Here is a 23,559-nt window from a genome sequence, read left to right on the forward strand (position 1 = left end):
TGGAGCTGACGATTATGGTTAAGCGGCCGCGTAAACTGATAAGTTCAAAACAAACTACTAAATCGATAAAAGAGGGAGAAATAAAAAGGGACAAAGATGTTCTTTCTGTGGACCTTGATAAAAATATCGAGCATATTCAGGCGTTATATACCAACGCCTCTGATGTCATTTCCCGAAGTTTTTATATAGCAGGTAAGCAAAAAGCGGTTTTGTTTTATATAGATGGACTGGTTGATATTCAAGAGCTGAATGATAATGTTCTAGGACCGTTAATGGAGGAAGATTCATTTGATTACAGTGATGTAAAGGAATTATTGGAGAAAAAAATAACGGTTTCAGGAATCAAGGAGATAACAAACATATCTGATTGTGTTAAAAAGATTTCCTCAGGTAATCCGGTGATTTTGTTGGAAGGAAGCAGGTCAGGTCTAGTATTAAACCACGTCAAATTTGAGAAAAGGTCTATTGAAGAACCAGCTGCTGAAAATGTTGTACGAGGTCCAAGAGAAGGTTTTGTTGAAGCAATTGGTATTAATTGGACAATGCTAAGGAGAAGAATTAAAAGCCCAAAATTAAAAAGGAAAGAGATGGATATAGGTAAATATTCAGAGACTGAAGTGATTCTTGCATACTTGGAAGGTGTTGCGGATGAAAATCTAATTAAGGAAGCTGAAAACAGACTGAAACGGATTGACATCGATGGCGTGCTGGATAGTGGCATCATTGAAGAACTTATTGAAGACTACCCTTATTCTCCTTTTCCTCAAATATTGACGACAGAACGCCCGGATGTAGCAACATCCCATTTGCTGGAGGGGCGTTTCGTTATTTTAGTAGATGGATCTCCTTTCGTATTAATAGCTCCGGTTACGGTATATTCTTTTTTGCAAGCATCAGAGGACTACTATAATCGCTTTATAATCAGTACATTGATTCGCTGGCTCCGCTACATTTTCTTATTGATTTCGTTATTACTGCCATCGATCTATGTAGCTGTCATCACTTTTCATGCCGAAATGGTGCCCACCCCTTTATTGATTGGGATGGCAGCATCCAGGGAAGCTATACCATTTCCTGCATTGATTGAGGCATTATTGATGGAAATTACGTTCGAAGCATTGAGGGAAGCAGGGTTACGACTTCCAAAACAAGTAGGTTCTGCTGTGAGTATTGTCGGGGCGCTGGTAATTGGGGAAGCGGCTGTAATGGCGGGGATTGTTTCTGCGCCTATGGTCATTGTTGTAGCTCTGACAGGGATTGCTTCTTTTACCATCCCGCGATACTCCGGTGCTGTGGCAATCCGCATGCTCCGGTTTCCAATGATTCTTCTTGCTGGCACCCTTGGACTGCTTGGTATCATGCTCGGGTTGATTACGATTATCATCCATTTAGCAACCATTCGTTCTTTCGGAGTCCCTTATCTCAGTCCTATGGCACCTCTTCAAGGCTCTGAAACGAAAGATATACTGGTACGGGCACCATGGTGGAAACTTAACACACGACCGCGTCTGACAGGAAAGTACAACAAATATCGCCAAGCACCAGGGCAGAAACCGGGACCTAAGCATGGAGGAGAATAATTTAAGTCTTTAGAGGAGTAGAAACAGGAATGACTAAGGGTTATCTTCATTCATCCAGAAAAATTTTGCTGATCCTATTAACTTGGAGTAGCCTTTTTGTGCTTTCAGGCTGTTGGGATCGTGTAGAAATTAATGACCTCGCTATTGTTCTTGCCGTAGGAATTGACAAAATTGAAGATGATCAAATTGAATTGACGGTTCAGCTGGCAATCCCCAGTCAGATGGGAGGAGGGAAACAACAGGGATCAGGCTCTGGGGGACAAGGGAATAAACCTACGATTACCAAGAAAGCTTCCGGTACCACTATTGCTGAAGCTGCGTCAATTTTACAGCAGAGAGTACCACGCCGAATATTCTGGGGACATAATGAGGTAATCGTATTTGGAAAGGAGTTGGCAGGAAGCGGAATAAGGGAATATGTAGATTTCTTTGCCCACCATCCAGAACCAAGGCTTCGTTCCTTTATATTTGTGAGCGAGGAGAAGGCTTCAACTGTGCTGGAGGTAATCCCTAATATTGAACAAAGCTCCTCTCAATTCGCCAGAGAATTAGCCCGCTTTCAAATCGGGCTGAAAGTAACGTTAAAAGATCTGTTGAAGAATATTTCAGGTGAATCAAGAGCGGTAGCGCTTCCCAGGTTGGAATATGAATTTGATAATTTGAATGAGAAAAAAGGCGGATTGAATATAAACGGGACGGCAGTTTTTAAGGGAGACAAAATTGAGGGGTACCTTAGTGATAAGTTGACCAGGGGATTATTGTGGGTACGAAATGAGGTGCATTTAGCTACCGTTTCCTTCGTACCGGAAAATGAGGAAAGGTATATGGCTTTTAAATTGCTTCGTTCCAATACCCAATTACATCCTGAAATTAAGGACGGAAAATGGAAGATGACCATCTCGATTACTACAGAAGATGATGTTATAGAGAATCAGACAAACATGGTATTAACGGATCCTAAAGTAGTGGCTGAGTTAGAGAAGCAATTAGCTGGGGAAATTGACGAACGGATTGAATTGACGTTGAAAAAAGTCCAAACAGAAATGCAGGCAGACGTGTTGGGCTTTGCTAAAGCCTTTGCACAGAAATATCCGGACGAATGGGATCAGGTCAAAGGCAATTGGGAGGAAAAGTTCACAGAAGTCGAAATTGAGGTGACAAGCAAGGCTTATATTCGGAGGTTGGGGATGTCTACTAAGCCACAAGGCATACCCGAAAAGGAGCTGAATGAGGAGTGAATTGGCTATCCTTTTTTGGTGTTAGTATTGTTGTCCTGCTCATCATTTTATATGAATGGCCCAAAATGGAAGAGAATCAGGTGAAAGAAAAAAGGTTATTTATAGTCCTCGTATTCGGTACATGGGTGATAGCTGGCATGTTGATATTTTTTCCGGATTTACCTGGCCCAATCGATCTAATTACTTATTTATTTAGTCCGATGGAGGATATCATTGAATGAAGGGGGGACGATTGTATGGAAACAGGTAAAATCTCTGCTTCTCAACTGGGTTGCATGATGTACCCTGTAGTGATTGCGACAGGCATTGTAATTATTCCATCCATTACCGCTAAATATGCAGGACAGGATATGTGGCTTTCTCCCATATTGGCGAGTTTGATGGGAATACTTGTTATAGTTGTCGCCATTAAGCTCCATAAATTGTACCCTGGCCAGACGATAATGGAATACAGTGTATCTATTATCGGTAAGGTGCCGGGAAAGCTGCTCGGCTTCATTTATTTATACTTTTACCTGTTGATGAATGCTGGAGGCACGCGCATTTATGCTGATTTTGTGACAGGTGCTTTTTTTTCGGAAACGCCGCTTTTTGTGATTCTTGCTACTATAATGCTTGTTAGTTCCTTTGCAGTTAGGGGAGGGATAGAGGTGGTCGGTCGTTCAGCCGAAATGGTTGTTCCTGTATACGCCCTTGTCCTGACTATTCTTTGTCTATTACTTATTCCTGATCTGAATCCTAAAAATATATTACCAATCATGCCTGATGGACTCATGCCTTCCATTAAAGGAGCATATACCCCCCAAAGCTGGTTTGCCGAATTCTTTGTGATTGCTTTTCTTCTGCCTTACGTGAAAGACGTACAGAAAGCGGGAAAGTGGGGAATGATTTCATGGATTTTTGTAGTGATGGGGTTTATGGCTACAAACCTCTCTTTACTCTTTTTATTTGGTGGTGAACTTACAGATAGGTTTAATTATCCGTTGCTTGATGCAGTGCGTTATATCAGTATTGCAGAATTTCTCCAGCATCTGGAATCGTTGGTGATGGCCATTTGGGTGGCAGGTACATTTATCAAGTTGGCGGTTGTCCATTATGCTCTTGTTATTGGGACAGCTCAATGGTTAAACTTATCAAATTATAAGCCACTGGTATTTCCGCTTGGTTTCCTGACAGTATTGGTTAGTATCTGGGGGATATCAAGCGAAATGGAAGCTGCTAATTATAGCGGCACGATTTTCCCCTCGTTTTCTATAGTTATGCAAACTTGCATTCCTTTAATTTTACTGGGAATTGGTATACTTCGAAAGAGAAACAATTCGGGTTAGTGGGTGAGAATAAATTAATAAGTATGTCATTCTAACTCACCAATAAGGGGTATACATGGCTTGAGAATACTGTACCTATGTATAAATAGTCCTCATTATATGCACATGAATGATATATTGCATATTTCATTCATGTGCATTTTCATGTATACTTTTCCATAACAAAGATTATCGAGAAAGGCTGATCACCATGCCCATACCCGCAAACCATTCGAAACCTGTTCGCCAATCTGCGAAGGAGAAGGCGTTCAACCAGATTCAGGAGTGGATTATTGATGGAACATTGCAGCCTGGCGAAAAACTGAATGATACCGAACTGGCTCATGCATTAGGAAGCAGTAGAACACCGGTACGCGAATCACTGCAGCTGCTGGAAGTGCAAGGGTTTGTTAAAATGTACCCGGGGAAAGGTACAGAAGTCACCGAAATACAACGCGAAGCCATCAATGACCTCCTCCCGCCATTGGCTGCCTTACAGTCGTTATCCGCCGAACTGGCAATTGATCACATAACAGCGGATCAGTTGAAGCAGCTTGATGCCATCAATGAACGTTTTGCTCAATTAATTTCTTCCAATAATGCCTATGCTGCGTTAAAAGTCGATGAGGAATTTCACCAGGTGATTATAGATATATCTAAAAACGCGTATATCAAGAGTATTGTAGAAAATCTGCAGGCCCATGTTCGCAGGCACTTCTTTCACAATTCTATCATCCTCGCCGAAAGATCAATCGAAGAACACAAAGCCATTATCAAATTCATGCGAGATCGTAACAAGGATAAAGTAGCAGTCATCATGAAAGAAAACTGGCTCCGTACATTAGAAGATTTTTAAAGAAAACGAAAAAGCCGGCTCCTCGAGGAAAGAGGAGCCGGCTTTTATATGTTCATGATACATGAACAGGAGCTTTTTTTTGTAAGCGACTGATGATGCCAGTGCCTGTAATTACCACAATAGCCGGCAGCAGCCATCCAAGCCCTTGACTGTATAGTGGAAGGGTTTGTTCATAAAAACCTACAATCGGCTGCATCCAGCTGAAATACTCGATTCCCAGTGAATCACATAGTGATTTGAGACCATCAAAAATACTGATCAAGAACGTCACAGCAATAGTCGAACTATAAACGATCGTTGCATGATTAAACAATGGAGACAGAAACGTCAAGAGAATCAGGACAATCGCTAATGGATATAAGAACATCAACACCGGTACAGAATATGTGATGATGTTTGCCAATCCAAAGTTTGCTATGACAAAAGTGACAGTGGCGAAAAAGACAACGAGTGTCTTATAACTGATTTTTGGGAACAACGTATGAAAGTATTCCGCGTTTGCTACTGTCAATCCGATCGCTGTAGTCAGGCAGGCCAATGTAATGGCAATCGCCAGCAGAACAGAGCCAAAGGTACCGAAATAGTGAGAAGCAGCGTTACTTAATATCGGTCCGCCGGTTTCAAAGATTCCATAAACCTGTGTGCTGGTAGCACCTAAATAGGCAATCCCGACATAAATAGCACCAAGCAGCAATATGGCAATACTGCCTGCTTTGACGGTTGCTTTCAGTATTTCGCTATTCGAAGTGATTCCCATTGACCGGATCGCGTTAATAACGATAATACCAAATACCAATGATGCAAGGGCATCCATGGTGTTATAACCCTGGAGAAATCCGGTTATGAATGCGCCACTGGTATAAGCTTCCTGAGGCGCTTCCATCGCTCCCATCGGATTGGTAAATACAGCAACAAGCAGGATGGCAAGCAGAACCACGAGCCCAGGTGCCAAAAACTTACCGACGTTATCCACAAGTTTAGCGGGCCTTAATGAAAACAAGAGAACCACACCGAAAAATAGCAGGGTGAAAATAAATAACCCCATTTGTTGTGAAGACTCATTTATATAAGGAGCTATACCAACCTCGAACGCAACGGTACCTGTACGGGGAGATGCGAAAAATGGTCCGATGGTCAAATAAAGCAGTGACGTGAAAAACACGGCATAAACCGGGTGTACACGACTCGAAAGTTCCTGCAGGTTCCGGCTTCCCGAAAAACTCATTGCGATGATTCCAAGCAGCGGAAGCCCTACCCCTGTTATTAAAAATCCAATGATGGATGGCCAGAGGTTTGTGCCTGCATTTTGACCCAGCTGTGCCGGGAATATCAGGTTTCCGGCACCGAAAAATAAGGCAAACAACATGATCCCAATGGTTGCATAAGACGAAAAAGACAATTTTTTCATGAATTCTTCCTCCTGAGAGTGATTTATTTTAATGGCGATATGCAATATATCAATGAAATCTATCATACTCTTCCCATATGTAAAATGCAATATATTTCAGAAAATTTATATATGTAAATTAATTCAAGTAGGTAGCTGATGTTATATAAAGGATGAAAAGATCATACCCATGGCAGATGTCAACCGAATTGACAGCCTTTATGGTTTTTTGTATAGTAGGGGCGACTATAGGAATGGGAGTGAATCATTTGCCCTCAAATGCTGAATTAAACAATGTTGATTTAATAGATTTAATTAGTGAACGTCATAGCCTGGTGCGGAAAATTATCGAAAATGCCTGGAACGATAACAGCGAGATTAATATTTCAAGTTCCGAATGGTATATACTTGTCAGGATTTATAAAAAAAAGCCGACTATTTCGGACGTTACAAAAAATGTAGAAATATCGCGGCAGGCCATTCATAAATTTATTAAAAACCTCGCAGCAAAAGGGTTAGTCGAAGTTCAAAATGTAGAGAACAACAAGAAAGAGAAGTGTATCCAGTTAACAGCTTTAGGGGAATCCTGCTATGAGAAATATGAAGTCCTTAAAGCAGACCTTGAGAATGATATTGCGAAAAACATAGGAGAAGAACAAGTGAAGGTACTGAAAGATATTTTGAGATTAGACTGGAAAATATAAAAAAAGGAATGCCCCTTTCGAAAAAATCAAAGGGGCATTCCTTTTTTTATTCGGCAGTTACTTCTTTTGTGACCAGTGCTTTTATGTCAGCTATGGTCGTATCTAAAGAAATAGCTAACTCTCTAAAAAGTATATCTTGAACATATTTTAAAAGTTTACGATCCTGTTCATGAAGCTTTTTATCCTGACGTTCCGCTTCTATTTTCTTTCGCATCAATGTATTTACTACTTTAACAATCTCTTTACGTTCTCCACTATTTACGATATCGGAATACTTTCGGAAACGTGCGTGTGATTGATCATTCCATTCAATACCAGGATTATGAAATGATTCCAGGAGTTCCTTCGCCTCTTCCGGCTTCATCATCCCAAGCATGACCACTTTGTCATTATCGACAGGCGTACTGATGGTTAAGTGATGATCATCTTCCAGCGGGTGCAAAACGTAATAAGACTTTGTAGTACCTGAAATGGTTTTATTGCAAATGTCATCAACGCGGCAAATACCATGGGAAGAATAGATAATCAATTCACCAATATTATACATATGCTCACTCCTGAATTTTGTCAACTTAGTTGATTATATCATTAGGTGGGATTTTTGTCAACTAAGTTGACGTTAGCCGGAGGACTGGCCAAAAAGCAGTTTAAAAACGTTGTAGATCTGCAATCATCTTAATTGTTTTAAAACTATAAAAATATCGTCTGACCCGAAAGTAGTAATTGTTTTACTGCAGAGGAGTCAGGAGACTATTGAATTATTTACACTCGTTTTTCTTCAGGTGGGTCGTGCGTGACATAGGTGCCGCCAATAAAATCATGGATGCCCCGTTTATCTTCTCTTAGCCCGACCATAAATGCACTGACGATAAGTGCGATTCCTAAGGTGAAAGCATAGACGAGTCCCCCAACCAATTCTCTCAGCAGCATTTTCCCTATTCCGACGTTTTCTCCGTTTGTCTTCACGATTCGGACTCCTGTCAGGCGTTTGCCGACGGTATATCCGTACCAGAAGAGTGGAAGCAGGAGGAGATATAAAACTCCGATTCCGTCGACTGGATTATAGTCATCCGGGGCAAACTCGCCAAATAGAATGGCAGAAATAATACCTGCCACTACCCCCATTAAAATACTATCCATGATTCTTGCGCCTAGCCTGTTCCAGAAACCTGCTGGATTATGTACTTCCATTGTTAATCCCCTTTCAAGATCGTTTCTCTTTTTTCAATCGTACCATATCCGTTTCCTGTTTAGCTTTATTGAGGATTTTTTCATAACTGTCTGTTCATTGTATGCTTGTGAAGCTCTTTAATAACCGTTCAAAGAATATTCGAGTGCCATTTGGCCTGGGTGATACGGATGGGTAACTGTTATCCAAAACGAACGGCTATAGGTGCTGTGTACCAGATTTCCAGGGGGTTATGTTTGCAGCTTCGTGTGCTAATCCTGCATAAATCTTCCGTTCAAAGAAAAACTAATGGAAGTTTATGTGAAGGAGGGTTTCTTTTTGGCGAACAAGAAAAATAATATGGGTGATAACGAAAAAAACGTGGAACGAGAGACGTTAACAACGCGGCAAGGACGCCCGGTGACAGACAATCAAAACATCCGCACGATAGGGAATCGTGGGCCGGCCACACTGGAGAATTATCATTTCATTGAAAAGATTTCCCACTTTGACCGGGAAGAGGTACCGGAGCGGATCGTACACGCGCGGGGTTCTGGCGCATTCGGTTATTTTGAGACATATGGGAAAGTCGGAAACGAGCCGGTCGAAAAATATACCCGTGCGAAAGTTTTTTCAGGTGCTGGTAAGAAAACACCATTGATGGTTCGATTTTCAACCGTAGCCGGGGCGAAGGACGCCCCGGAAACGGATCGTGACCCGCGGGGGTTTGCCGTAAAAATGTACACCGAAGACGGCAACTGGGACTTGGTCGGAAACAACTTGAAAATCTTCTTCATTCGTGATGCGATGAAGTTTCCGGATATGATTCATGCCTTTAAAGCGGATCCGGCTTCGAATATCAAAAGTCCGGAGCGGATGTTCGACTTTGTTTCCCGTACGCCTGAAGCGACCCACATGATTACATTTTTGTTCTCTCCATGGGGGATTCCTGCCACCTATCGCCATATGCAGGGCTCCGGGGTGAACACGTATAAATGGGTGAATGACAAGGGTGAGGCTGTGCTGGTTAAGTATCACTGGGAACCGAAGCAGGGGATCCGTAACTTAACGCAGGAAGAGGCGGACATGATACAGGCGAAAAATGTCAGTCACGCGACACAGGATTTATATGAAGCGATTGAGCGTGGAGAATATCCGGAGTGGGAGCTGTTTGTACAGATCATGGAGGATGGCTATCATTCGGAATTGGATTTTGATCCGCTTGATGATACGAAACTCTGGCCTGAAGATAAGTTCCCGTGGCATCCGGTCGGCCGGATGGTACTGGACCGTAATCCGGAGGACTTCCATGCGGAGATTGAACAGGCGGCATTTGGCACCGGCGTGCTTGTGGATGGAATGGATTTTTCAGACGATAAAATGCTGCAGGGACGTACGTTCTCTTACTCGGATACGCAGCGCTACCGTATAGGTGCGAACTATTTAAAACTTCCGGTCAACGCACCGAAAAAAGGTGTCCGGACTAATCAGCAGCGCGGACAAATGGATATTCGCGCCCCGAGAGAATCTGGAGACAATACTCATATCAACTACGAGCCTTCCGTGGTAGGAGGTTTTCAGGAAGCGGATGGATCGAAAACGCCGCCCCATGAGCCTGCGTATAATGCGGCAGCCATGAGCGAGCCAATTGAACGGCAGAACAACTATGGCCAGGCAGGTGACACGTATCGCAGCTTTGAGGATTGGGAGCGTGAGGAATTGGTCAACAACCTTTCGAACGCACTGGCAATCTGTGATAAGCGGATTCGAGAGGCGATGATTGACCACTTTACGCAAGCCGATGAAGACTATGGCCGGCGTGTGAAGGAAGGAATCGAGGCTAAAATGAAGGAAATGCAGGAGATGCAGAAGGAGAATAAAGTTCCAGGTCGTAAATCAGCAGAAACGAAATATGGGCGTGGTTCTACCGCTCAGCACAAGGCTGTAGAAGAAGCGGTGGAGAAAAGTCATGAAGCTGATCCCTATTAACTGGAGGAGGCTGTCCCGGAGGAACTGATGAATACAGTGCCTGAACCCCAACCTTTTACGAATGTGACAGGGATGGGGTTCAGGCATCTTTCTATAAGTCTATGCATGGGGATACTTTATATAAAGCCGATTCAGAAACTAATTATTGTTTTAAGAAATCTATTTCCACTTCATTTTTTTGTGGTTTCCGTTTAAACAAATATTCTCCATTACGAATGGATACAAGTACTTCTGCACGCTCACGAATAGCTTCATACGAATCTTTTGCATCTAAAACGATGAAATTAGCGGGTTTCCCTGCTTCCATGCCATACTCATCGTTGATTCTCATTATGTTTGCACCTTGGTATGTGATCAGGTCGAACGCCTTATAAATTTCATCTATGTGCGTATAATGTGCTAAATGAATACCATTGTCTAAAATGTTCATCATATTTCCATTTCCTAATGGATACCAATAATCCGCAATGGAATCTTGCGCAAACGCGACATTATTTCCGTTGTTCAACAGCTCTTTTACTCGTGTTAAGCCACGGCGTTTAGGATAGCTGTCCCCACGGCCTTGTAAATGGGCGTTTTCAGTTGGACATGAAATAAAGTTGATGTTTGATTCTCTAAATAATCCCAGCATTTTATTTGCATAACTGTTTTCTACTGATCCAAAGCTGCATGTATGACTTGCTGTTGTGTATTTCCCGTAGTTATTTTCCATAACAAGTGCATTCAGCACTTCTAAAAAGCGGCTGTTGGGATCATCGTTTTCATCACAGTGAATGTCAATCATGACGTTATATTTTATGGCCAGGTGAACAATACGTTTTAATGATTCCACACCTTGTTCGTATGAAATCTCAAAGTGAGGGATCCCTCCTGCTACGTCAGCACCCATTTCAAGTGCATGTTCCATTAATTGTTCCGCACCTTTATATCTGAAAAATCCCTCTTGAGGGAAAGCTACAATTTGCAGGGTAATAACGTCTTTTAATTCTTCACGCAGTTTAATTAAAGCTTTCATTCCGGTTAAATCAGGATCGGTAATATCTACATGCGTCCGAATAAATTGAACCCCTTTATTCATTTCTTTTTGTATTCCTTTAATCGCACGCTCACGCACCATTTCTTCCGTCAATGATTTCTTATTATCACTCCAACGCTGGATCCCTTCAAATAATGTTCCTGAAATATTTGCATTACCATCGCCTAGTCCTGAAAAGATATAATCCAGGTGTAAATGAGGGTCGACATATGGAGGAAGCACCAGACGGCCTTCCAGATCAATCACTTCGTCTGCATCACCTAAACCATTACCTATCGCTTTAAATTGACCATTTTCTATTAGGAGTTCCTGTGACTCCGAGTCTCCATATATCGTCGCGTTAATAAATTTCTTCATACATACATGACTCCTTTATATGATTTTATTTTGTTAATCATCACTGAAATGATGATTTGTACATTAAGTATTGAAACCTGTTGATGCAATTGTCCTTAAATAAGAACCAGGTGACCGTTTGTTCACCTGGTTCTTTAAATGATATCGGTATTGTAATGGAATCATAGTGATGCTGCCCAGGATTTTTAAATTGTCATGAAGCAGTAGGGAGCAAGCCAGAAGTTTACATTTACCTCAGTAACTTCGTTATGCATGTTTATTTCTCCGCTAATACTTAAGAGATAGACATATTTATAAAGTATCTTCACTGGTTACCCAATTTTGAGACCATATTTCTAATTCTTTCATCAAAGGCTGTAATGCCAGCCCTTTTTCGGTCAATGAATATTCAATTCGAATTGGGGTTTCAGGGTATACTTCGCGTTTAACAATTCCCTCTTCCTCTAAATGTTTTAATCTATCCGATAAGAGCCTTCCACTGATTCCAATTGCGGATTCAATGGTACAAAAACGCTGTGGACCTGAGAGCAGCTGGTAAATAACCAGGCCAGTCCACCGTTTACTTAAAATACTCATTGCTTTTTCAAATTTAGGACAGAGTTGAGATTTTTGCATTCATTATCACTCCTCTTTGTCTATTTTACCACACAAATACAAATCGTAATAAGATTACTTGATGTAAATTAGTATGTTGACATAATTAGATTATTTTTATATACTTACTTACGAAAAGTAACTAAGGTAAAAATAAAAACTTGACTTTAGTTCAAACTATACAAAGGAGTGGTATTGAATGAACAAACATGAGGCAGGAGCTTCTATCCTAAGGGTGATATTAGGGGTTATATTTTTTGTTCATGGCCTGGATAAATTCCAGGCAGGAATTGGAAACACAGTCGGATTCTTCGACAGCATTGGAGTACCGGGATTTTTAGCCTACGTTGTAGCGACAATTGAACTTGTTGGCGGAATTGCACTTATTTTAGGACTTGGAACAAAAATTGCTGCGTCTTTATTTGCGGTTATTATGTTGGGGGCTATTTTTACGGTTAAATTATCCGCAGGCTTTCTGGGTGGATATGAATTGGATCTGGCATTACTAGCCATGTCTATTTATGTAGCACTTTCTGATAACACAGCTCTTTCACTGGAACAGGCCATGTTTTCTACGAACCAGAATTCAGTAAAAAATGCCTCTTAAAATAGGGAAGGCAAAATTTGAAGAGATGCCTAATATCTAGTTGCAGATATTAGGCTTTTTTTAACAAAAGAATAATAAGTATACGAGGAGGAATTTCATTGTCTTTTCATCGTAAGCCGATTATGTTTGTAAACCATGTGAACATTAAAGTGCAAAATCTAGAACGCTCCCTTCATTATTATCAGGAGGTAATAGGGTTTAAGGTTCTAGAGCAAACCGCAAACAAAGTGAAGTTAGCAGCTGATGGGAAAACCTGTATTCTATCTATTGAGCAGCCGGAGAATGTCATAGCAAAGCAGCGGGGGACTACCGGGTTATATCATTTTGCCCTTCTTGTACCACGGCGTTCTGATTTGGCTAATATTGTCCACCATTTGATTGCGAAGGGAATTCGGATAGGATCTTCGGACCACCTTGTCAGTGAAGCTCTCTATTTAAACGATCCGGATGGGAACGGGATTGAAATTTATGTGGACCGTGATCCTTCCGCGTGGAAATGGAAAAATGGAGAAGTTGCCATGACTGTTGACCCGTTAGATTTCGCAGACCTGCTTCAGGAAGGAAATTCAGATGAACCATGGAAAGGTTTGCCTGCCGGTACGGTTATGGGGCATATACATCTCCATGTTTCTCATTTACAAGAAGCAGAGGAATTTTACACGAAAGGCCTGGGGTTTGAAGTAGTCAACCGATTTGGCGATCAGGCTCTATTCATTTCAGCAGGTAAGTATCATCATCATATTGGTTTAAATACATGGGCTGGGGTCGGAGCTCCAGAACCATCGGAAAACAGCGTCGGACTGGACTCATTTACAATCATTTTACCCAATGAAGAATACAGGGAAAATGTGATAGCCAGTCTGGAGAGAATTGGGGCCTCTGTCACAGAGGAGAGGGGAATGTTTATTACTTCGGATCCCTCTGGAAACCGTATTCACCTTGAGGTTTGAGGTGAAAAAAATCACGATACTTTTTCAGTTTGTTAAAAATGTAAATTCGCATGATCAGAAGAAGGGAATATGAATGAGAAGAATCCCATGTGGAACAATTCAGATAATTTTTACAAAAAAATAATGCTCCATAAATATGTAGTTTACCTTCTACGGATATAGTAAAAGTGAAATCATTGATAAAAGGGGTGGCATTTTGAAAAAGCTGTTGCTTGTATTGCTCACTGTCCTGTTCTTTATCTACTTTCCTGATTTCAGAAGTGAACCTTATGTAGAAGAGAAAAGTGTTCCAGAGCCTGCACCAGTCGATGTCAAAGTGATGAGCTACGATTTTTCTCATGTAGAAAAGGAAGGGGTTATCGACGTTGAGAGAATGGCGGAGGAAATAGAAGCATCAGGAGCGGATGTCATTCGTGTCAGGAAGTTGGAATCCTCCTCTCCTTGTGAGTTTCAAAATCAAACCAAAATGCTCGCAGAGAGGCTGGATATGTCCTATGTCCATTCCATACAGCTTGCTTCCCAAACATCAACGGGGACATACCGCGGACAGAACGATACAGCACTTTTAAGCAATCACCCCATTATTGATGCTGTTAATCACGTTACAAGTAACAATTCAAATAACGAAGGCTTGACTGAAGCAATTATCAATGTGAAAGGTATACAGGTTCACCTTTTTAATGCACCGCAGACAATGAATGCAGAGGATCGTACACGACAGATGAATGCAGCAACAAAATTAGCCGCCAATGCAGAAGGCCCAAGCATTATCCTGGGAAACTTGGAACAGTCAGACCGGGGTTCGGAAATAGAACTGTTAATGAACACTAATGTGGATACCAGGGAAATGGAAACCTACAACTATTCCTTAACCGACCCTGAGAATAGAATGGATTTCTTTTTTCCTGACAGGAACTATAGAGAATCAGTCACATCGGCCAATCTCCTGCTTAACGCAGAAATAGGTATGAAAAATTTGGAATAATATATAAGTTGGCGAGACTCTTCGAATACGAAGAGTCTTTTTAATTAAAGCCGGGACATGTTGTCAAACCATTAAGGTGTCAGGTCTTTAGGGAGGGACTTGGAGAGATTGAATAGGAATTATAATTCAGTATGTTATGATATTTTTAGTACATATTGGTAAATGAACATCTTTGATGGAGAGGTTTGGATGAAATAAGCTGTTGCTGCTACCGATACGGCTTAATAGAGGAATACCAAATAAAGGAGGATGTATCATGTCTAAACATAAGATTTATACCATGAGCTTTGCTAGTGTCTATCCTCATTATGTTAAGAAGGCGGAGAAAAAAGGACGTACGAAAGCAGAAGTCGATGAAATTATCCGCTGGTTGACAGGCTATAGCCAGGAAGAATTAGAGGAGCAACTGGAAAAACAGACGAACTTTGAGTCTTTCTTTGCGGAAGCTCCTGAACTGAATCCTTCACGGAGATTGATCAAAGGTGTGATCTGCGGTGTCAGAGTCGAAGACATTGAAGAACCAACCATGCAGGAAATTCGATATTTGGATAAGCTGATCGATGAGCTGGCAAAGGGAAAAGCGATGGAGAAGATTTTGCGGAAATAATATTGCCTAGAAATCCTTAGAAAGCTATGGAGCTGTACGACTCCTATCAAATGAAAAGAGGTGTTTCTTCGTCGTGACAAATTGTAATCCGAAGGTCGATGAAATGATAAATAAAACGTCAAAGTGGCAGGAAGAGTTTGCGGAGTTAAGAAGGATCGCTCTTGGCTGTGAGGAGCTGACTGAAGAACTGAAGTGGGGGTACCCCTGCTATACCATTGACAACAAAAACATTGTGTTGATTCATGGATTTAAAAATTACTGTGCACTTTTGTTTTTTAAAGGTGCCTTGTTAAAGGACAAGCATGGCATACTGATTCAACAAACAGAAAATGTACAGGTAGGACGTCAGATTCGATTCACCAATGTCGAGGAAATTAAAGAGAAAGAATCCATTTTGAAAAACTATATAATAGAAGCTATCGAAGTGGAGAAGGCTGGTTTGGAAATGAAAGTGGAAAAGAAGATAGAACCTCCTGAAGAGCTACAACAAAAATTCGATGAGAATCCAGCTCTGAAAACTGCTTTTGAAGGGCTGACTCCGGGACGGCAACGAGCCTACATCCTTTACTTTTCAAAAGCAAAAAAATCCGAAACGCGTACGTCAAGAATTGAAAAATACACCCCACATATTCTGGCTGGGAAAGGGATGAATGATAAATAGGTACGCCGGTTATTCATAATAGTAAGCGAGGGGCTTGCATCTGTTCATGCAAGCCCCTCGTTTGTTACGGCTTAAAAGGGTGCGATAGATTTTATAGATTTTCTGCTTTTTGTGATAGCACTGGAGATTGTGCTGTGCTGTTTTGTTTCCAAAAGTAACCGATAACAGCACCTATAAACGCTGGCAGCATCCACCCGAGCCCGATATCGTACAGGGGCAGGCAGGCTGCGTAAAAATTACTGATTGTTTCTAATAAAGGATGAGAAACGCCTGGGATGGTATCTGCCAGGGCATTGTAACCATCGATGGTGCTGACGAAAAAAGTCAGGATCATGGCTCCGGCATAGACGCCTGGCTTATGACGGAACAGGTTCGAGCTTAGTCCCAATAATATCAGGACAATCGCCAATGGATATAAGAACATTAGCACGGGTACGGCGTATAGAATGATGTTCGTAAGCCCGAAGTTTGCGACCATGAACGACAGCATGGATAGCAGCAGTACGTATGTTTTGTAGCTGATCGCTGGATAGATCGTATAGAAAAATTCGCTGCAGGCGATGATCAGCCCGATGCTCGTTTTTAAACAGGCAAGGACGATGATGATCGCGAGCAGGATGGCCCCGAATGTCCCAAAATAATGCTGGGATACGGCAGCGAACGTGAGTCCGCCATTTTCCAGGGTGCCGGTAATCGACACGCTGGAGGCACCCATATAAGTGATCAGTCCATAAATCAGCATCATCAGTCCCATGGCGAATAGGCCGGATTTCCATGTCGCCTGGGCAATCGCCTTTTTGTCGGTGATGCCCATATTTTTAATGGCATGAATGACGACGATTCCTAACGCCAGCCCTCCAAGCGCGTCCATTGTGTTATATCCCTCTTTGAATCCGGTCATAAATGGCAATGTGCTGTAGTCGCCAGTCGGTTCACCGAAACTGCCCATCGGTTTGGCGATGGCGGTGATGATTAAAATGGATAAGAATAATAAGAAAGCCGGGGTCAAATATTTACCGACGATGTCCATGACTTTGGCTGCATTCAGGGAAAAGTAGTAGGCGATTGCAAAGAATATGAAACTGAATACGGCTAGCCACAGGCTGCTTTGTTCTGGCTGGATAAACGGTTCAAAGCCGACGACGAACGGGACAGTTGCCGTCCGTGGAATGGCAAAAAACGGACCGATCGTCAAATAAAGAATAAGTGCGAAGGCTATTCCGAATAAAGGGTGGACCCTGCCAGCCAAATCCTGAAGGCCATTGCTTCCGGATAGGGCGATGGCCAGTATTCCCATTAACGGGAGGCCGATGGCTGTCACAAGAAATCCGGTCAGTGCCGGCCAGAAAGAAGTTCCGGCGAGCTGGCCTAACTGGATAGGGAAAATTAAATTTCCCGCGCCGAAAAACAGTCCGAACAGCATGGTTCCGATAACGGCGTACGTAGAGAATGGTGTTTTTTTCTGGTTCATCTGTATGTTCCTTTCCTGGTGTGTTGTGCTGGTTGAACGAATAAAGATAATCCTATCAATAATCTTCGCAAGGGACAATAGTTTGCGGGTATTTGATAAAAATATATCGGAAGAAGCAGGTTGCCTATTAAATTGAAAAAAGGCTCTACTACTGATAACATTAGTGAAAAATGTACTTGTAAATGAGGGAATGACCATGCCGAGAGAATCGAAGCGCCAGAAATTGTTAGAAGCGGCTGCGCTGATTGTAACCGAACAGGGCAGTGATGCGCTGACACTGGATGCGGTTGCGAAACGAGCAGAAGTCAGCAAGGGCGGACTCTTGTATCACTTTTCAACAAAGGAAGCGCTTGTCAAAGGGCTTGTCCAATATATGAATGATATCTATCGTGAAAATGTCGAAGAACTTGTGAAAAAAGATGATAAGGAAACCGGCAAATGGGCGAGATCTTTCATTAATGTCATGCATGATAAAAGTGCGGAAAACAAAACGATCAGTGCCGGGATGCTGGCAGCTCAGGGTATCAATCCAAAGCTGCTCCAGCCCCTGCAGGACACCTATGCGGACTGGCAAAATTATATCGAGCACGATGGGATCGACCAGGTGGATGCGACGATTTTGCGTCTGGCCGTCGATGGTCTTTGGCTTTCGGAAATCTTCGGGCTTGGACCGCTGCCCCCAAAGTTACGGGAACAGGTGTTACAGCGATTAACCGAACTAACCTATGAATCGGAATAAAAAAAGTCACCAGCTCTACTCGGAAGAGCTGGTGACTTTTTTATTGTTAAGATGCTTCTTTTTCTGCTTCTTCTGCTTTTTCTCTGTCCTCATTCACCATTCTGATGAAGGACCAGCCTAACATTGGCAGAATGATTAATAGTGGGAAACCACCGATGATACTGATGGTTTGCAGAGTTGTCAGTCCGCCCATGTTCATGAAAATCATTGGCAGGATGGATAGTGCCAATGCCCAGAATAGGCGGTTCCAGCGGAGCGGTTCTCCTTCAACATGCTTCTGGACGACCGAAGCGATGACGTAAGATCCGGAATCATACGTGGTTGATAAGAATATGGTCGCAAGCAGGACGAACACAATGATGGCGAGTGTGGCGAGCGGCAATTCGGTCAATGTGCCGATGATGGCTGCTGGTGCTCCCTGCTGGTTCAATGTCTCGATGACCGGATATTGTCCGCTCAATTGCAAATACATGGAATAGTTTCCTAGAATACCGAAGAACAGCACGGTACCGAGGCTGCCGAACAATACGGTGCCGAAAACAATCTGGCGGATGGTTCTTCCTTTGGAAATACGGGCGATGAATAGTCCGACGAATGGTGCATAGACAATCCACCATGCCCAATAGAAGACCGTCCATCCTTCAGGAAATCCGGTACGCTCGAACATGGCAAGATCGTTGAATGGTTCGGACCATGTACTCATCAGGAAGAAGTTGTCCATCATTCTTCCGAGTGCAGTGCCCGTTGATTCTGTGATGAAGGTCGTCGGTCCGACCGTAAACACGAAAATCAATAGGATGAAAGCAAGCCAAAGGTTGATATCACTCAGCCTGCGGATACCTTTTTGCAGTCCGGAGTAGGCACTGAGACCAAAAATCATGGTACAGAACATCAAAATGATGGACTTGGTTGTCATGGTGTCCGGGATACCGATGAGGTGGTTCAGTCCGGCAGAGATGATTGGTGCAGATAGCGCGAGACCGGTTCCGCCTCCGCCAAGCAGACCGAACATGAACAGGATGTCAACGAGGCGACCTATCGGACCGTCGGTGTATTTTCCAAGTACCGGACGGCAGGCTTCGCTGATTTTGAATACTTTCGTTTTTTTCACAAAGAACATGTAGCCGATTGGCAGGGCAGGGATCGCGAACATCGCCCAGGCGATCGGTCCCCAGTGGAAAAATCCATAGGTGGCTGCCCATTGGATCGCTTCCTTTGATCCGGGTTCCAGTCCAAACGGCGGACCTTCATAGTAGTAGGCCCATTCGATGACACCCCAGTACAGAATGCCGGTCCCGATTCCACTCGTAAACAGCATCGCAGCCCAGGAGCTTGTTTTGAATTCGGGCTTCGTGTCTTTTTCCCCGAGCTTGATGTCCCCGTACCTGCTTGTTCCGATGAACATCAAAAATAGGAGCAGGGCCAGGCCCACGCCTAAAAATAAGAAACCTAATCGCTGTGTCATTATTTCATTAATGGATAAAACTACCTGTTTTCCTTGTGTTGGAAAAACGATTAGGGGCAGGGATACGAGCAATAATAAAGACAGCGCCCCTCCAAACGTTTTCCAATCCATGAGTTCTTTTCTCAAAAGAATCCTCCTTTATTTGTTGAAATTACTTCTGCTTTAATCGACATTTAAAACTGTACAATCCAGACGGTATTCTTTCAAAGATGATATAAGGCAGGAAACAGGAGGATAGAGTATCTTAGTATATATGCACGGAGTTCAATTGCTTAAATAGCTAATTTTGCTGATTAATATGGATGTGTGGATATAGGGGTGGGTTTAGAGATCTTTTTTTAAAAAATGATTTGAATATTAACAGTCCGGATGGTATAGTTTTAACGGAATCGAAAACAACGTTCACCTTTTGAAGGAGGAATTGTCATGAAGAATAAAGTAATCCTTACTTCTGCCGTAACAGGCGCAGGAGATACGATAAAGAAAAACCCGCATGTGCCTGTAACACCAAAGGAAATTGCGGAGTCAGCAATAGAATCCGCGAAAGCAGGCGCGACGGTTGCCCATGTGCATGCCCGCGATCCTGAAACTGGCGGTATCAGTCATAATGTCGAGCATTACCGTGAGATTGTCGACCGTATCCGTGATTCAGAAACCGATGTAATCATCAATATCACTTCCGGTGGTGGCGGCGACTTCATCCCAAGCCTGAACACGCCGGCAGCAGGCGGAGATGGTACAGATATCCAGACGCCTGCCGAGCGTCATGAACCGGTTGGCGAACTGCTTCCGGAAATGTGCACGCTTGACTGTGGTAGTACCAATTTTGGCGACATGATCTATATGAGCCCGACAGACTGGCTGCGGGATCAGGCGAAGCTTATCCAGGAAAGTGGTGTCAAGCCGGAGCTGGAATGCTTTGATACCGGCCATGTCCGCTTTGCCAATCAATTAGTAGAAGAGGGGCTGATTGATGGCGATCCGATGTATCAGTTCTGCCTTGGTATTCCTTGGGGAGCAGCGGCTGATGTAGAAACCATGTCTTATATGAAAAATCGCATTCCGGATAATGCGCACTGGTCCGCATTCGGAATCGGACGGATGCAGATGCCGATGGCTTCTCAGTCCGCACTTCTTGGCGGCAACGTACGTGTCGGACTCGAAGATAATATCTATTTATCCAAAGGCGTGGTAGCTAAAAACGAACAGCTTGTCGATAAAGCTGTGACGATGCTGAACGGCCTGGACTTAGAGCCAATGACACCACAGGAAGCAAGAGAATTGTTGAATCTACGTAATCCGAACGGGGGTAAATAACATGGCAGTACAAAAAGCAGCAGTAGTCGGAACAGGAGTTATTGGAACAGGCTGGATTGTCCGGATGCTCGCCAACGGATATGACGTCGTTGCGACAGATCCTGCAGAGGGTGCAGAAGCACGCATGCGAAAGGCCGTTGAACAGGCATGGCCGTATGCGGAACAGCTGGGGTTAGCGGAAGGTGCCTCAAAGGACCGTCTCACGTTTGAAAAAGATTTGGCGGAAGCGGTGAAAGATGCCGATATGATCCAGGAAAACGTCCCGGAAGTGGAAGAACTGAAACAGCGTGTACTTCAGGATATCGATCGTCATGCCAAGCCGGATGCGCTGATTGGCTCCAGCACGTCAGGGATCATGCCATCTGAACTGCAGGCAAACCTGCAGTATCCGGAGCGGTTCGTCGTGGCGCACCCTTTCCATCCGGTTTATATTTTGCCATTGGTGGAAGTCGTACCAGGAAAACAGACGACGACGGAGAATACAGATAAGGCGAAGGCTTTTTACGAAGCAATCCAGATGCGCGTCCTATTGGTTCGTCATGAAATTGAAGGACATATCGCAGACCGCCTGATTGAAGCAATCTGGCGCGAGTCACTTCATATTGTCAATGAAGGAATCGCAACAACCGAAGAGGTGGACAAAGCGTTCACCCACGGAGCTGGCATGCGCTATGCCCAATATGGGCCGTTCTTGACCTTCCATTTAGCCGGCGGGGAAGGCGGCATGCGCCATATGCTCAAGCAGTTCGGTCCGGCATTGAAAAAACCATGGACGAAGCTGGAAGCCCCGGAACTTACAGATGAGCTGTACGATAAAGTCGTATCGGGATGTGAAGAGCAGTCGAACGGCATGTCCATGAGTGAACTGGATCAGCACCGTAACGAATTTTTGGTCAAATTATATGATCTGGTTCAGGAATACTGGCCAAAAGAAACAGAAAAAACACGCGTGTAAGGAGGGTGGCTTCATGGATTTTCGTTTTCAACAGACCGTTCCTGCAGCTTGGGTGGATTATAATGGTCATATGAACGATGCAGAATATAACCGCGCGTTCAGCCAGGCGACCGATGCGTTCATCGATCATATCGGTTTAGATGAAGCGGCTCGCAGTGAGTATAATTACACGATTTTCACACTCGAAACCCATATTTGCTACCTGCAGGAGATGAAAGAGGGACAAGCGTTCGAAATTACTTTCCGTGTGCTTGATTATGACCAGAAGCGGATCCATTTGTTTTTATCAATGTACAATGCGGCTGGCGATCTCGTAGCGACCTTGGAAGAAATGCTGATGGGGATAGACGTGAATGAAGGACGAGGCGCTCCTTTTCCTGAGCAGATCGAAGAAAAAATAGCGGATATCTTTAAAGAGCAAAAAGGATTGGAAAAGCCGAAACAAGCTGGAAGAGTCATTGGTATAAGAAGAAAATAGGAACAAGAAAAACAGACGCCTTTCCCCTTGCTTTGGGGATAAGGCGTCTGTTTTTAATGAGCTCGACACATTTTTGGTTAGGAAGGAACTTGGTGCCGTTAGGGAAGAAGTTATCCTCGTTAAGGCAGAGGTATTGTTGATATATAGCTGAATCTTGTCCATGTCATCGACATAGTGGTTCAGCTCGCTTTCCTGGTCAGTCGGACAAGGGTAGCACCTGAACTTAAAAATTAACCGAAACTATTGAAGCTTTGCCTCTTTAATACATTTACAACAATACCTCCGATTTGTCTGCCTAATCTTAATCCTTCATCATTATCCACTTTGAAATGTACGCCGGCATATAGCCGTGACATAGCGCATTGCTCCATCGTGTTCTTTATATCGGTTGCATCTGCCGGAAATACATAACTTAATATCGCATCTGCACATCCTGCCACCGTGGCATGAGCCGAAGGGTAGGCGGGAAATCGGGGTGTAGGAAGAATTGGGGTGATGTTCCGGCCGTATTGATTGGGGCGCGCTACATCCCAAAGGTATTTCAAATACCATGAAATCACAAAGGAATCATTAATTCCAGCATGAAAATAAGCCAGGATTCTAGCGATATAGGGGGATCCTAGTCTGTATTTTTTTGCTAAATGGAAGATGATCGGGGTCATGTTTTCCGTTGTTTCGGAGTTTCCCCAGTAGTTTGCGATTTGAATTTGTTGGGGTGTCAGGCGTGATAACGTTTGTTCCACCAGCAATAGTTCGCTATCCCAATTAACTCCAGAAGGGTTTTTAATTTCCCAATTAATCTGGTTTCCTAAAGGATCGAGAAAGGACTTGGTTTCTCCCCTGGAAATAAAAAACATTGGGTAATACGCTGCTGAAGGATAAGGTGTCGGCGGACTTTGCTCACCTTGGTAAGGATATGCTGACCACCTTCTGTAAGTAGTTCTCATTGTTTCATCCCCTAACATTTTCTACTTATTGCCTAAAAATATATGGGGGAACGGGAAGAATAAGAACCTTGATGTTGAAAGAAGGCCGGTGAATGGCCAACGAGCGTAGCGGGCTTTTTGCTGGCATTCTTTTTTGCAGAAGAGTAAAATCTTAGTTTAAT

Annotated in this window: 24 protein-coding genes; 16 read left to right on the forward strand and 8 right to left on the reverse strand. The window is 43.2% G+C overall.

The window, feature by feature from the left end:
- Positions 1-14: 14 nt before the first annotated feature.
- The 5 genes from P855_RS0103925 to P855_RS0103945 all read left to right on the forward strand — a co-directional run bounded on the left by P855_RS0103925 (position 15) and on the right by P855_RS0103945 (position 4,981).
- Complete coding sequence (locus P855_RS0103925) at positions 15-1,580, forward strand: spore germination protein (RefSeq protein ID WP_037985608.1); 1,566 nt, start codon at positions 15-17, stop codon at positions 1,578-1,580.
- Between the two features lie 29 nt (positions 1,581-1,609).
- Positions 1,610-2,818 (forward strand): Ger(x)C family spore germination protein, encoded by a 1,209-nt coding sequence (locus tag P855_RS0103930; RefSeq protein ID WP_028782357.1) that lies wholly within the window; start codon positions 1,610-1,612, stop codon positions 2,816-2,818.
- Positions 2,815-3,039, forward strand: a complete 225-nt coding sequence (locus tag P855_RS0103935; RefSeq protein ID WP_028782358.1) for a hypothetical protein — start codon at positions 2,815-2,817, stop codon at positions 3,037-3,039. The genes P855_RS0103930 and P855_RS0103935 overlap by 4 nt, the downstream gene beginning before the upstream one ends.
- A 15-nt stretch (positions 3,040-3,054) precedes the next feature.
- Positions 3,055-4,146, forward strand: a complete 1,092-nt coding sequence (locus P855_RS0103940) for a GerAB/ArcD/ProY family transporter (protein WP_028782359.1) — start codon at positions 3,055-3,057, stop codon at positions 4,144-4,146.
- Between the two features lie 190 nt (positions 4,147-4,336).
- Positions 4,337-4,981 (forward strand): GntR family transcriptional regulator, encoded by a 645-nt coding sequence (locus tag P855_RS0103945; RefSeq protein ID WP_028782360.1) that lies wholly within the window; start codon positions 4,337-4,339, stop codon positions 4,979-4,981.
- 52 nt (positions 4,982-5,033) lie between these two features.
- On the opposite strand, the gene brnQ (P855_RS0103950) is transcribed toward P855_RS0103945, so the two are convergent.
- Positions 5,034-6,389 (reverse strand): branched-chain amino acid transport system II carrier protein, encoded by a 1,356-nt coding sequence (gene brnQ / locus P855_RS0103950; protein ID WP_028782361.1) that lies wholly within the window; start codon positions 6,387-6,389, stop codon positions 5,034-5,036.
- Positions 6,390-6,622: 233 nt separating this feature from the next.
- Between brnQ (P855_RS0103950) and P855_RS0103955 the strand changes: the two genes are divergently transcribed.
- Complete coding sequence (locus tag P855_RS0103955; protein ID WP_037985610.1) at positions 6,623-7,072, forward strand: MarR family winged helix-turn-helix transcriptional regulator; 450 nt, start codon at positions 6,623-6,625, stop codon at positions 7,070-7,072.
- A gap of 46 nt (positions 7,073-7,118) precedes the next feature.
- Here P855_RS0103955 and P855_RS20430 read toward each other — a convergent pair whose 3' ends face one another.
- Both P855_RS20430 and P855_RS0103965 read right to left on the reverse strand, forming a co-directional pair.
- The gene (locus tag P855_RS20430) at positions 7,119-7,619 is read right to left on the reverse strand and encodes a CarD family transcriptional regulator (RefSeq protein ID WP_037985612.1); all 501 of its coding nucleotides are present in this window, start codon (positions 7,617-7,619) and stop codon (positions 7,119-7,121) included.
- Between the two features lie 215 nt (positions 7,620-7,834).
- Positions 7,835-8,263 carry an RDD family protein gene (locus tag P855_RS0103965; RefSeq protein WP_028782363.1) on the reverse strand — a complete coding sequence of 143 codons (429 nt, stop codon included), beginning with the start codon at positions 8,261-8,263 and terminating at the stop codon, positions 7,835-7,837.
- A 337-nt stretch (positions 8,264-8,600) separates the two neighbouring features.
- Between P855_RS0103965 and P855_RS0103975 the strand changes: the two genes are divergently transcribed.
- Positions 8,601-10,229, forward strand: coding sequence for a catalase (locus tag P855_RS0103975; protein ID WP_037985854.1), 1,629 nt, complete (start codon positions 8,601-8,603; stop codon positions 10,227-10,229).
- Between the two features lie 142 nt (positions 10,230-10,371).
- Here P855_RS0103975 and P855_RS0103980 read toward each other — a convergent pair whose 3' ends face one another.
- Both P855_RS0103980 and P855_RS0103985 read right to left on the reverse strand, forming a co-directional pair.
- On the reverse strand, positions 10,372-11,622 hold the full coding sequence (locus tag P855_RS0103980) for an amidohydrolase family protein (RefSeq protein ID WP_028782365.1): 1,251 nt from the start codon (positions 11,620-11,622) through the stop codon (positions 10,372-10,374).
- 291 nt (positions 11,623-11,913) lie between these two features.
- Complete coding sequence (locus P855_RS0103985; RefSeq protein WP_028782366.1) at positions 11,914-12,237, reverse strand: winged helix-turn-helix transcriptional regulator; 324 nt, start codon at positions 12,235-12,237, stop codon at positions 11,914-11,916.
- A gap of 178 nt (positions 12,238-12,415) precedes the next feature.
- On the opposite strand from P855_RS0103985, the gene P855_RS0103990 reads away from it, so the two are divergent.
- From P855_RS0103990 to P855_RS0104010, 5 genes are all read left to right on the forward strand, one after another.
- On the forward strand, positions 12,416-12,823 hold the full coding sequence (locus P855_RS0103990) for a DoxX family protein (protein ID WP_028782367.1): 408 nt from the start codon (positions 12,416-12,418) through the stop codon (positions 12,821-12,823).
- 98 nt (positions 12,824-12,921) lie between these two features.
- Positions 12,922-13,773, forward strand: a complete 852-nt coding sequence (locus tag P855_RS0103995) for a VOC family protein (RefSeq protein ID WP_028782368.1) — start codon at positions 12,922-12,924, stop codon at positions 13,771-13,773.
- A gap of 196 nt (positions 13,774-13,969) precedes the next feature.
- Entirely contained in the window at positions 13,970-14,758 is a 789-nt protein-coding gene (locus P855_RS0104000) for an endonuclease/exonuclease/phosphatase family protein (RefSeq protein WP_028782369.1), read from the forward strand.
- 256 nt (positions 14,759-15,014) lie between these two features.
- Entirely contained in the window at positions 15,015-15,365 is a 351-nt protein-coding gene (locus P855_RS0104005; protein ID WP_028782370.1) for a DUF2200 domain-containing protein, read from the forward strand.
- Positions 15,366-15,438: 73 nt separating this feature from the next.
- Complete coding sequence (locus P855_RS0104010) at positions 15,439-16,026, forward strand: YdeI/OmpD-associated family protein (protein WP_028782371.1); 588 nt, start codon at positions 15,439-15,441, stop codon at positions 16,024-16,026.
- 91 nt (positions 16,027-16,117) lie between these two features.
- Here the strand turns inward: P855_RS0104010 and brnQ (P855_RS0104015) are convergent, their stop codons facing one another.
- The gene (gene brnQ, locus P855_RS0104015; protein ID WP_028782372.1) at positions 16,118-17,497 is read right to left on the reverse strand and encodes a branched-chain amino acid transport system II carrier protein; all 1,380 of its coding nucleotides are present in this window, start codon (positions 17,495-17,497) and stop codon (positions 16,118-16,120) included.
- 196 nt (positions 17,498-17,693) lie between these two features.
- On the opposite strand from brnQ (P855_RS0104015), the gene P855_RS0104020 reads away from it, so the two are divergent.
- The gene (locus tag P855_RS0104020; protein WP_028782373.1) at positions 17,694-18,236 is read left to right on the forward strand and encodes a TetR/AcrR family transcriptional regulator; all 543 of its coding nucleotides are present in this window, start codon (positions 17,694-17,696) and stop codon (positions 18,234-18,236) included.
- A 46-nt stretch (positions 18,237-18,282) separates the two neighbouring features.
- On the opposite strand, the gene P855_RS20435 is transcribed toward P855_RS0104020, so the two are convergent.
- Entirely contained in the window at positions 18,283-19,827 is a 1,545-nt protein-coding gene (locus P855_RS20435; RefSeq protein WP_051353074.1) for a BCCT family transporter, read from the reverse strand.
- A 300-nt stretch (positions 19,828-20,127) separates the two neighbouring features.
- On the opposite strand from P855_RS20435, the gene P855_RS0104030 reads away from it, so the two are divergent.
- The 3 genes from P855_RS0104030 to P855_RS0104040 are packed head-to-tail and all read left to right on the forward strand — an operon-like array spanning position 20,128 to position 22,451.
- Positions 20,128-21,018: a 3-keto-5-aminohexanoate cleavage protein gene (locus P855_RS0104030; protein ID WP_028782374.1), complete on the forward strand. Its 891-nt coding sequence runs from the start codon at positions 20,128-20,130 to the stop codon at positions 21,016-21,018.
- A 1-nt stretch (position 21,019) separates the two neighbouring features.
- A complete protein-coding gene (locus P855_RS0104035) occupies positions 21,020-21,973 on the forward strand; it encodes a 3-hydroxyacyl-CoA dehydrogenase NAD-binding domain-containing protein (RefSeq protein ID WP_037985614.1) in 954 nt (317 codons plus the stop codon).
- A gap of 13 nt (positions 21,974-21,986) precedes the next feature.
- On the forward strand, positions 21,987-22,451 hold the full coding sequence (locus P855_RS0104040) for a thioesterase family protein (RefSeq protein WP_028782376.1): 465 nt from the start codon (positions 21,987-21,989) through the stop codon (positions 22,449-22,451).
- Between the two features lie 230 nt (positions 22,452-22,681).
- Here P855_RS0104040 and P855_RS0104045 read toward each other — a convergent pair whose 3' ends face one another.
- Complete coding sequence (locus P855_RS0104045) at positions 22,682-23,398, reverse strand: vanadium-dependent haloperoxidase (RefSeq protein WP_028782377.1); 717 nt, start codon at positions 23,396-23,398, stop codon at positions 22,682-22,684.
- Positions 23,399-23,559 lie beyond the last annotated feature (161 nt).

The sequence above is a fragment of the Thalassobacillus devorans MSP14 genome (genome assembly GCF_000496835.1).
In the GTDB taxonomy this organism is placed as follows: Bacteria; Bacillota; Bacilli; order Bacillales; family Halobacillaceae; genus Thalassobacillus; species Thalassobacillus devorans_B.

What these genes read in the sequence shown, in the direction of transcription:
- P855_RS0104020 (WP_028782373.1), top strand. Translation starts at nt 17,694, where the DNA reads ATGCCGAGAGAATCGAAGCGCCAGAAATTGTTAGAAGCGGCTGCGCTG.
- P855_RS0103975 (WP_037985854.1), top strand. Translation starts at nt 8,601, where the DNA reads ATGGGTGATAACGAAAAAAACGTGGAACGAGAGACGTTAACAACGCGG.
- P855_RS0103930 (WP_028782357.1), top strand. Translation starts at nt 1,610, where the DNA reads ATGACTAAGGGTTATCTTCATTCATCCAGAAAAATTTTGCTGATCCTA.
- P855_RS0104040 (WP_028782376.1), top strand. Translation starts at nt 21,987, where the DNA reads ATGGATTTTCGTTTTCAACAGACCGTTCCTGCAGCTTGGGTGGATTAT.
- P855_RS0103980 (WP_028782365.1), bottom strand. Translation starts at nt 11,622, where the DNA reads ATGAAGAAATTTATTAACGCGACGATATATGGAGACTCGGAGTCACAG.
- P855_RS0103945 (WP_028782360.1), top strand. Translation starts at nt 4,337, where the DNA reads ATGCCCATACCCGCAAACCATTCGAAACCTGTTCGCCAATCTGCGAAG.
- P855_RS0103985 (WP_028782366.1), bottom strand. Translation starts at nt 12,237, where the DNA reads ATGCAAAAATCTCAACTCTGTCCTAAATTTGAAAAAGCAATGAGTATT.
- brnQ (WP_028782372.1), bottom strand. Translation starts at nt 17,497, where the DNA reads ATGAACCAGAAAAAAACACCATTCTCTACGTACGCCGTTATCGGAACC.
- P855_RS0103990 (WP_028782367.1), top strand. Translation starts at nt 12,416, where the DNA reads ATGAACAAACATGAGGCAGGAGCTTCTATCCTAAGGGTGATATTAGGG.
- P855_RS0103955 (WP_037985610.1), top strand. Translation starts at nt 6,623, where the DNA reads ATGGGAGTGAATCATTTGCCCTCAAATGCTGAATTAAACAATGTTGAT.
- brnQ (WP_028782361.1), bottom strand. Translation starts at nt 6,389, where the DNA reads ATGAAAAAATTGTCTTTTTCGTCTTATGCAACCATTGGGATCATGTTG.
- P855_RS0104030 (WP_028782374.1), top strand. Translation starts at nt 20,128, where the DNA reads ATGAAGAATAAAGTAATCCTTACTTCTGCCGTAACAGGCGCAGGAGAT.
- P855_RS0103940 (WP_028782359.1), top strand. Translation starts at nt 3,055, where the DNA reads ATGGAAACAGGTAAAATCTCTGCTTCTCAACTGGGTTGCATGATGTAC.
- P855_RS0104045 (WP_028782377.1), bottom strand. Translation starts at nt 23,398, where the DNA reads ATGAGAACTACTTACAGAAGGTGGTCAGCATATCCTTACCAAGGTGAG.
- P855_RS0104035 (WP_037985614.1), top strand. Translation starts at nt 21,020, where the DNA reads ATGGCAGTACAAAAAGCAGCAGTAGTCGGAACAGGAGTTATTGGAACA.
- P855_RS0104005 (WP_028782370.1), top strand. Translation starts at nt 15,015, where the DNA reads ATGTCTAAACATAAGATTTATACCATGAGCTTTGCTAGTGTCTATCCT.
- P855_RS20430 (WP_037985612.1), bottom strand. Translation starts at nt 7,619, where the DNA reads ATGTATAATATTGGTGAATTGATTATCTATTCTTCCCATGGTATTTGC.
- P855_RS0103925 (WP_037985608.1), top strand. Translation starts at nt 15, where the DNA reads ATGGTTAAGCGGCCGCGTAAACTGATAAGTTCAAAACAAACTACTAAA.
- P855_RS0103965 (WP_028782363.1), bottom strand. Translation starts at nt 8,263, where the DNA reads ATGGAAGTACATAATCCAGCAGGTTTCTGGAACAGGCTAGGCGCAAGA.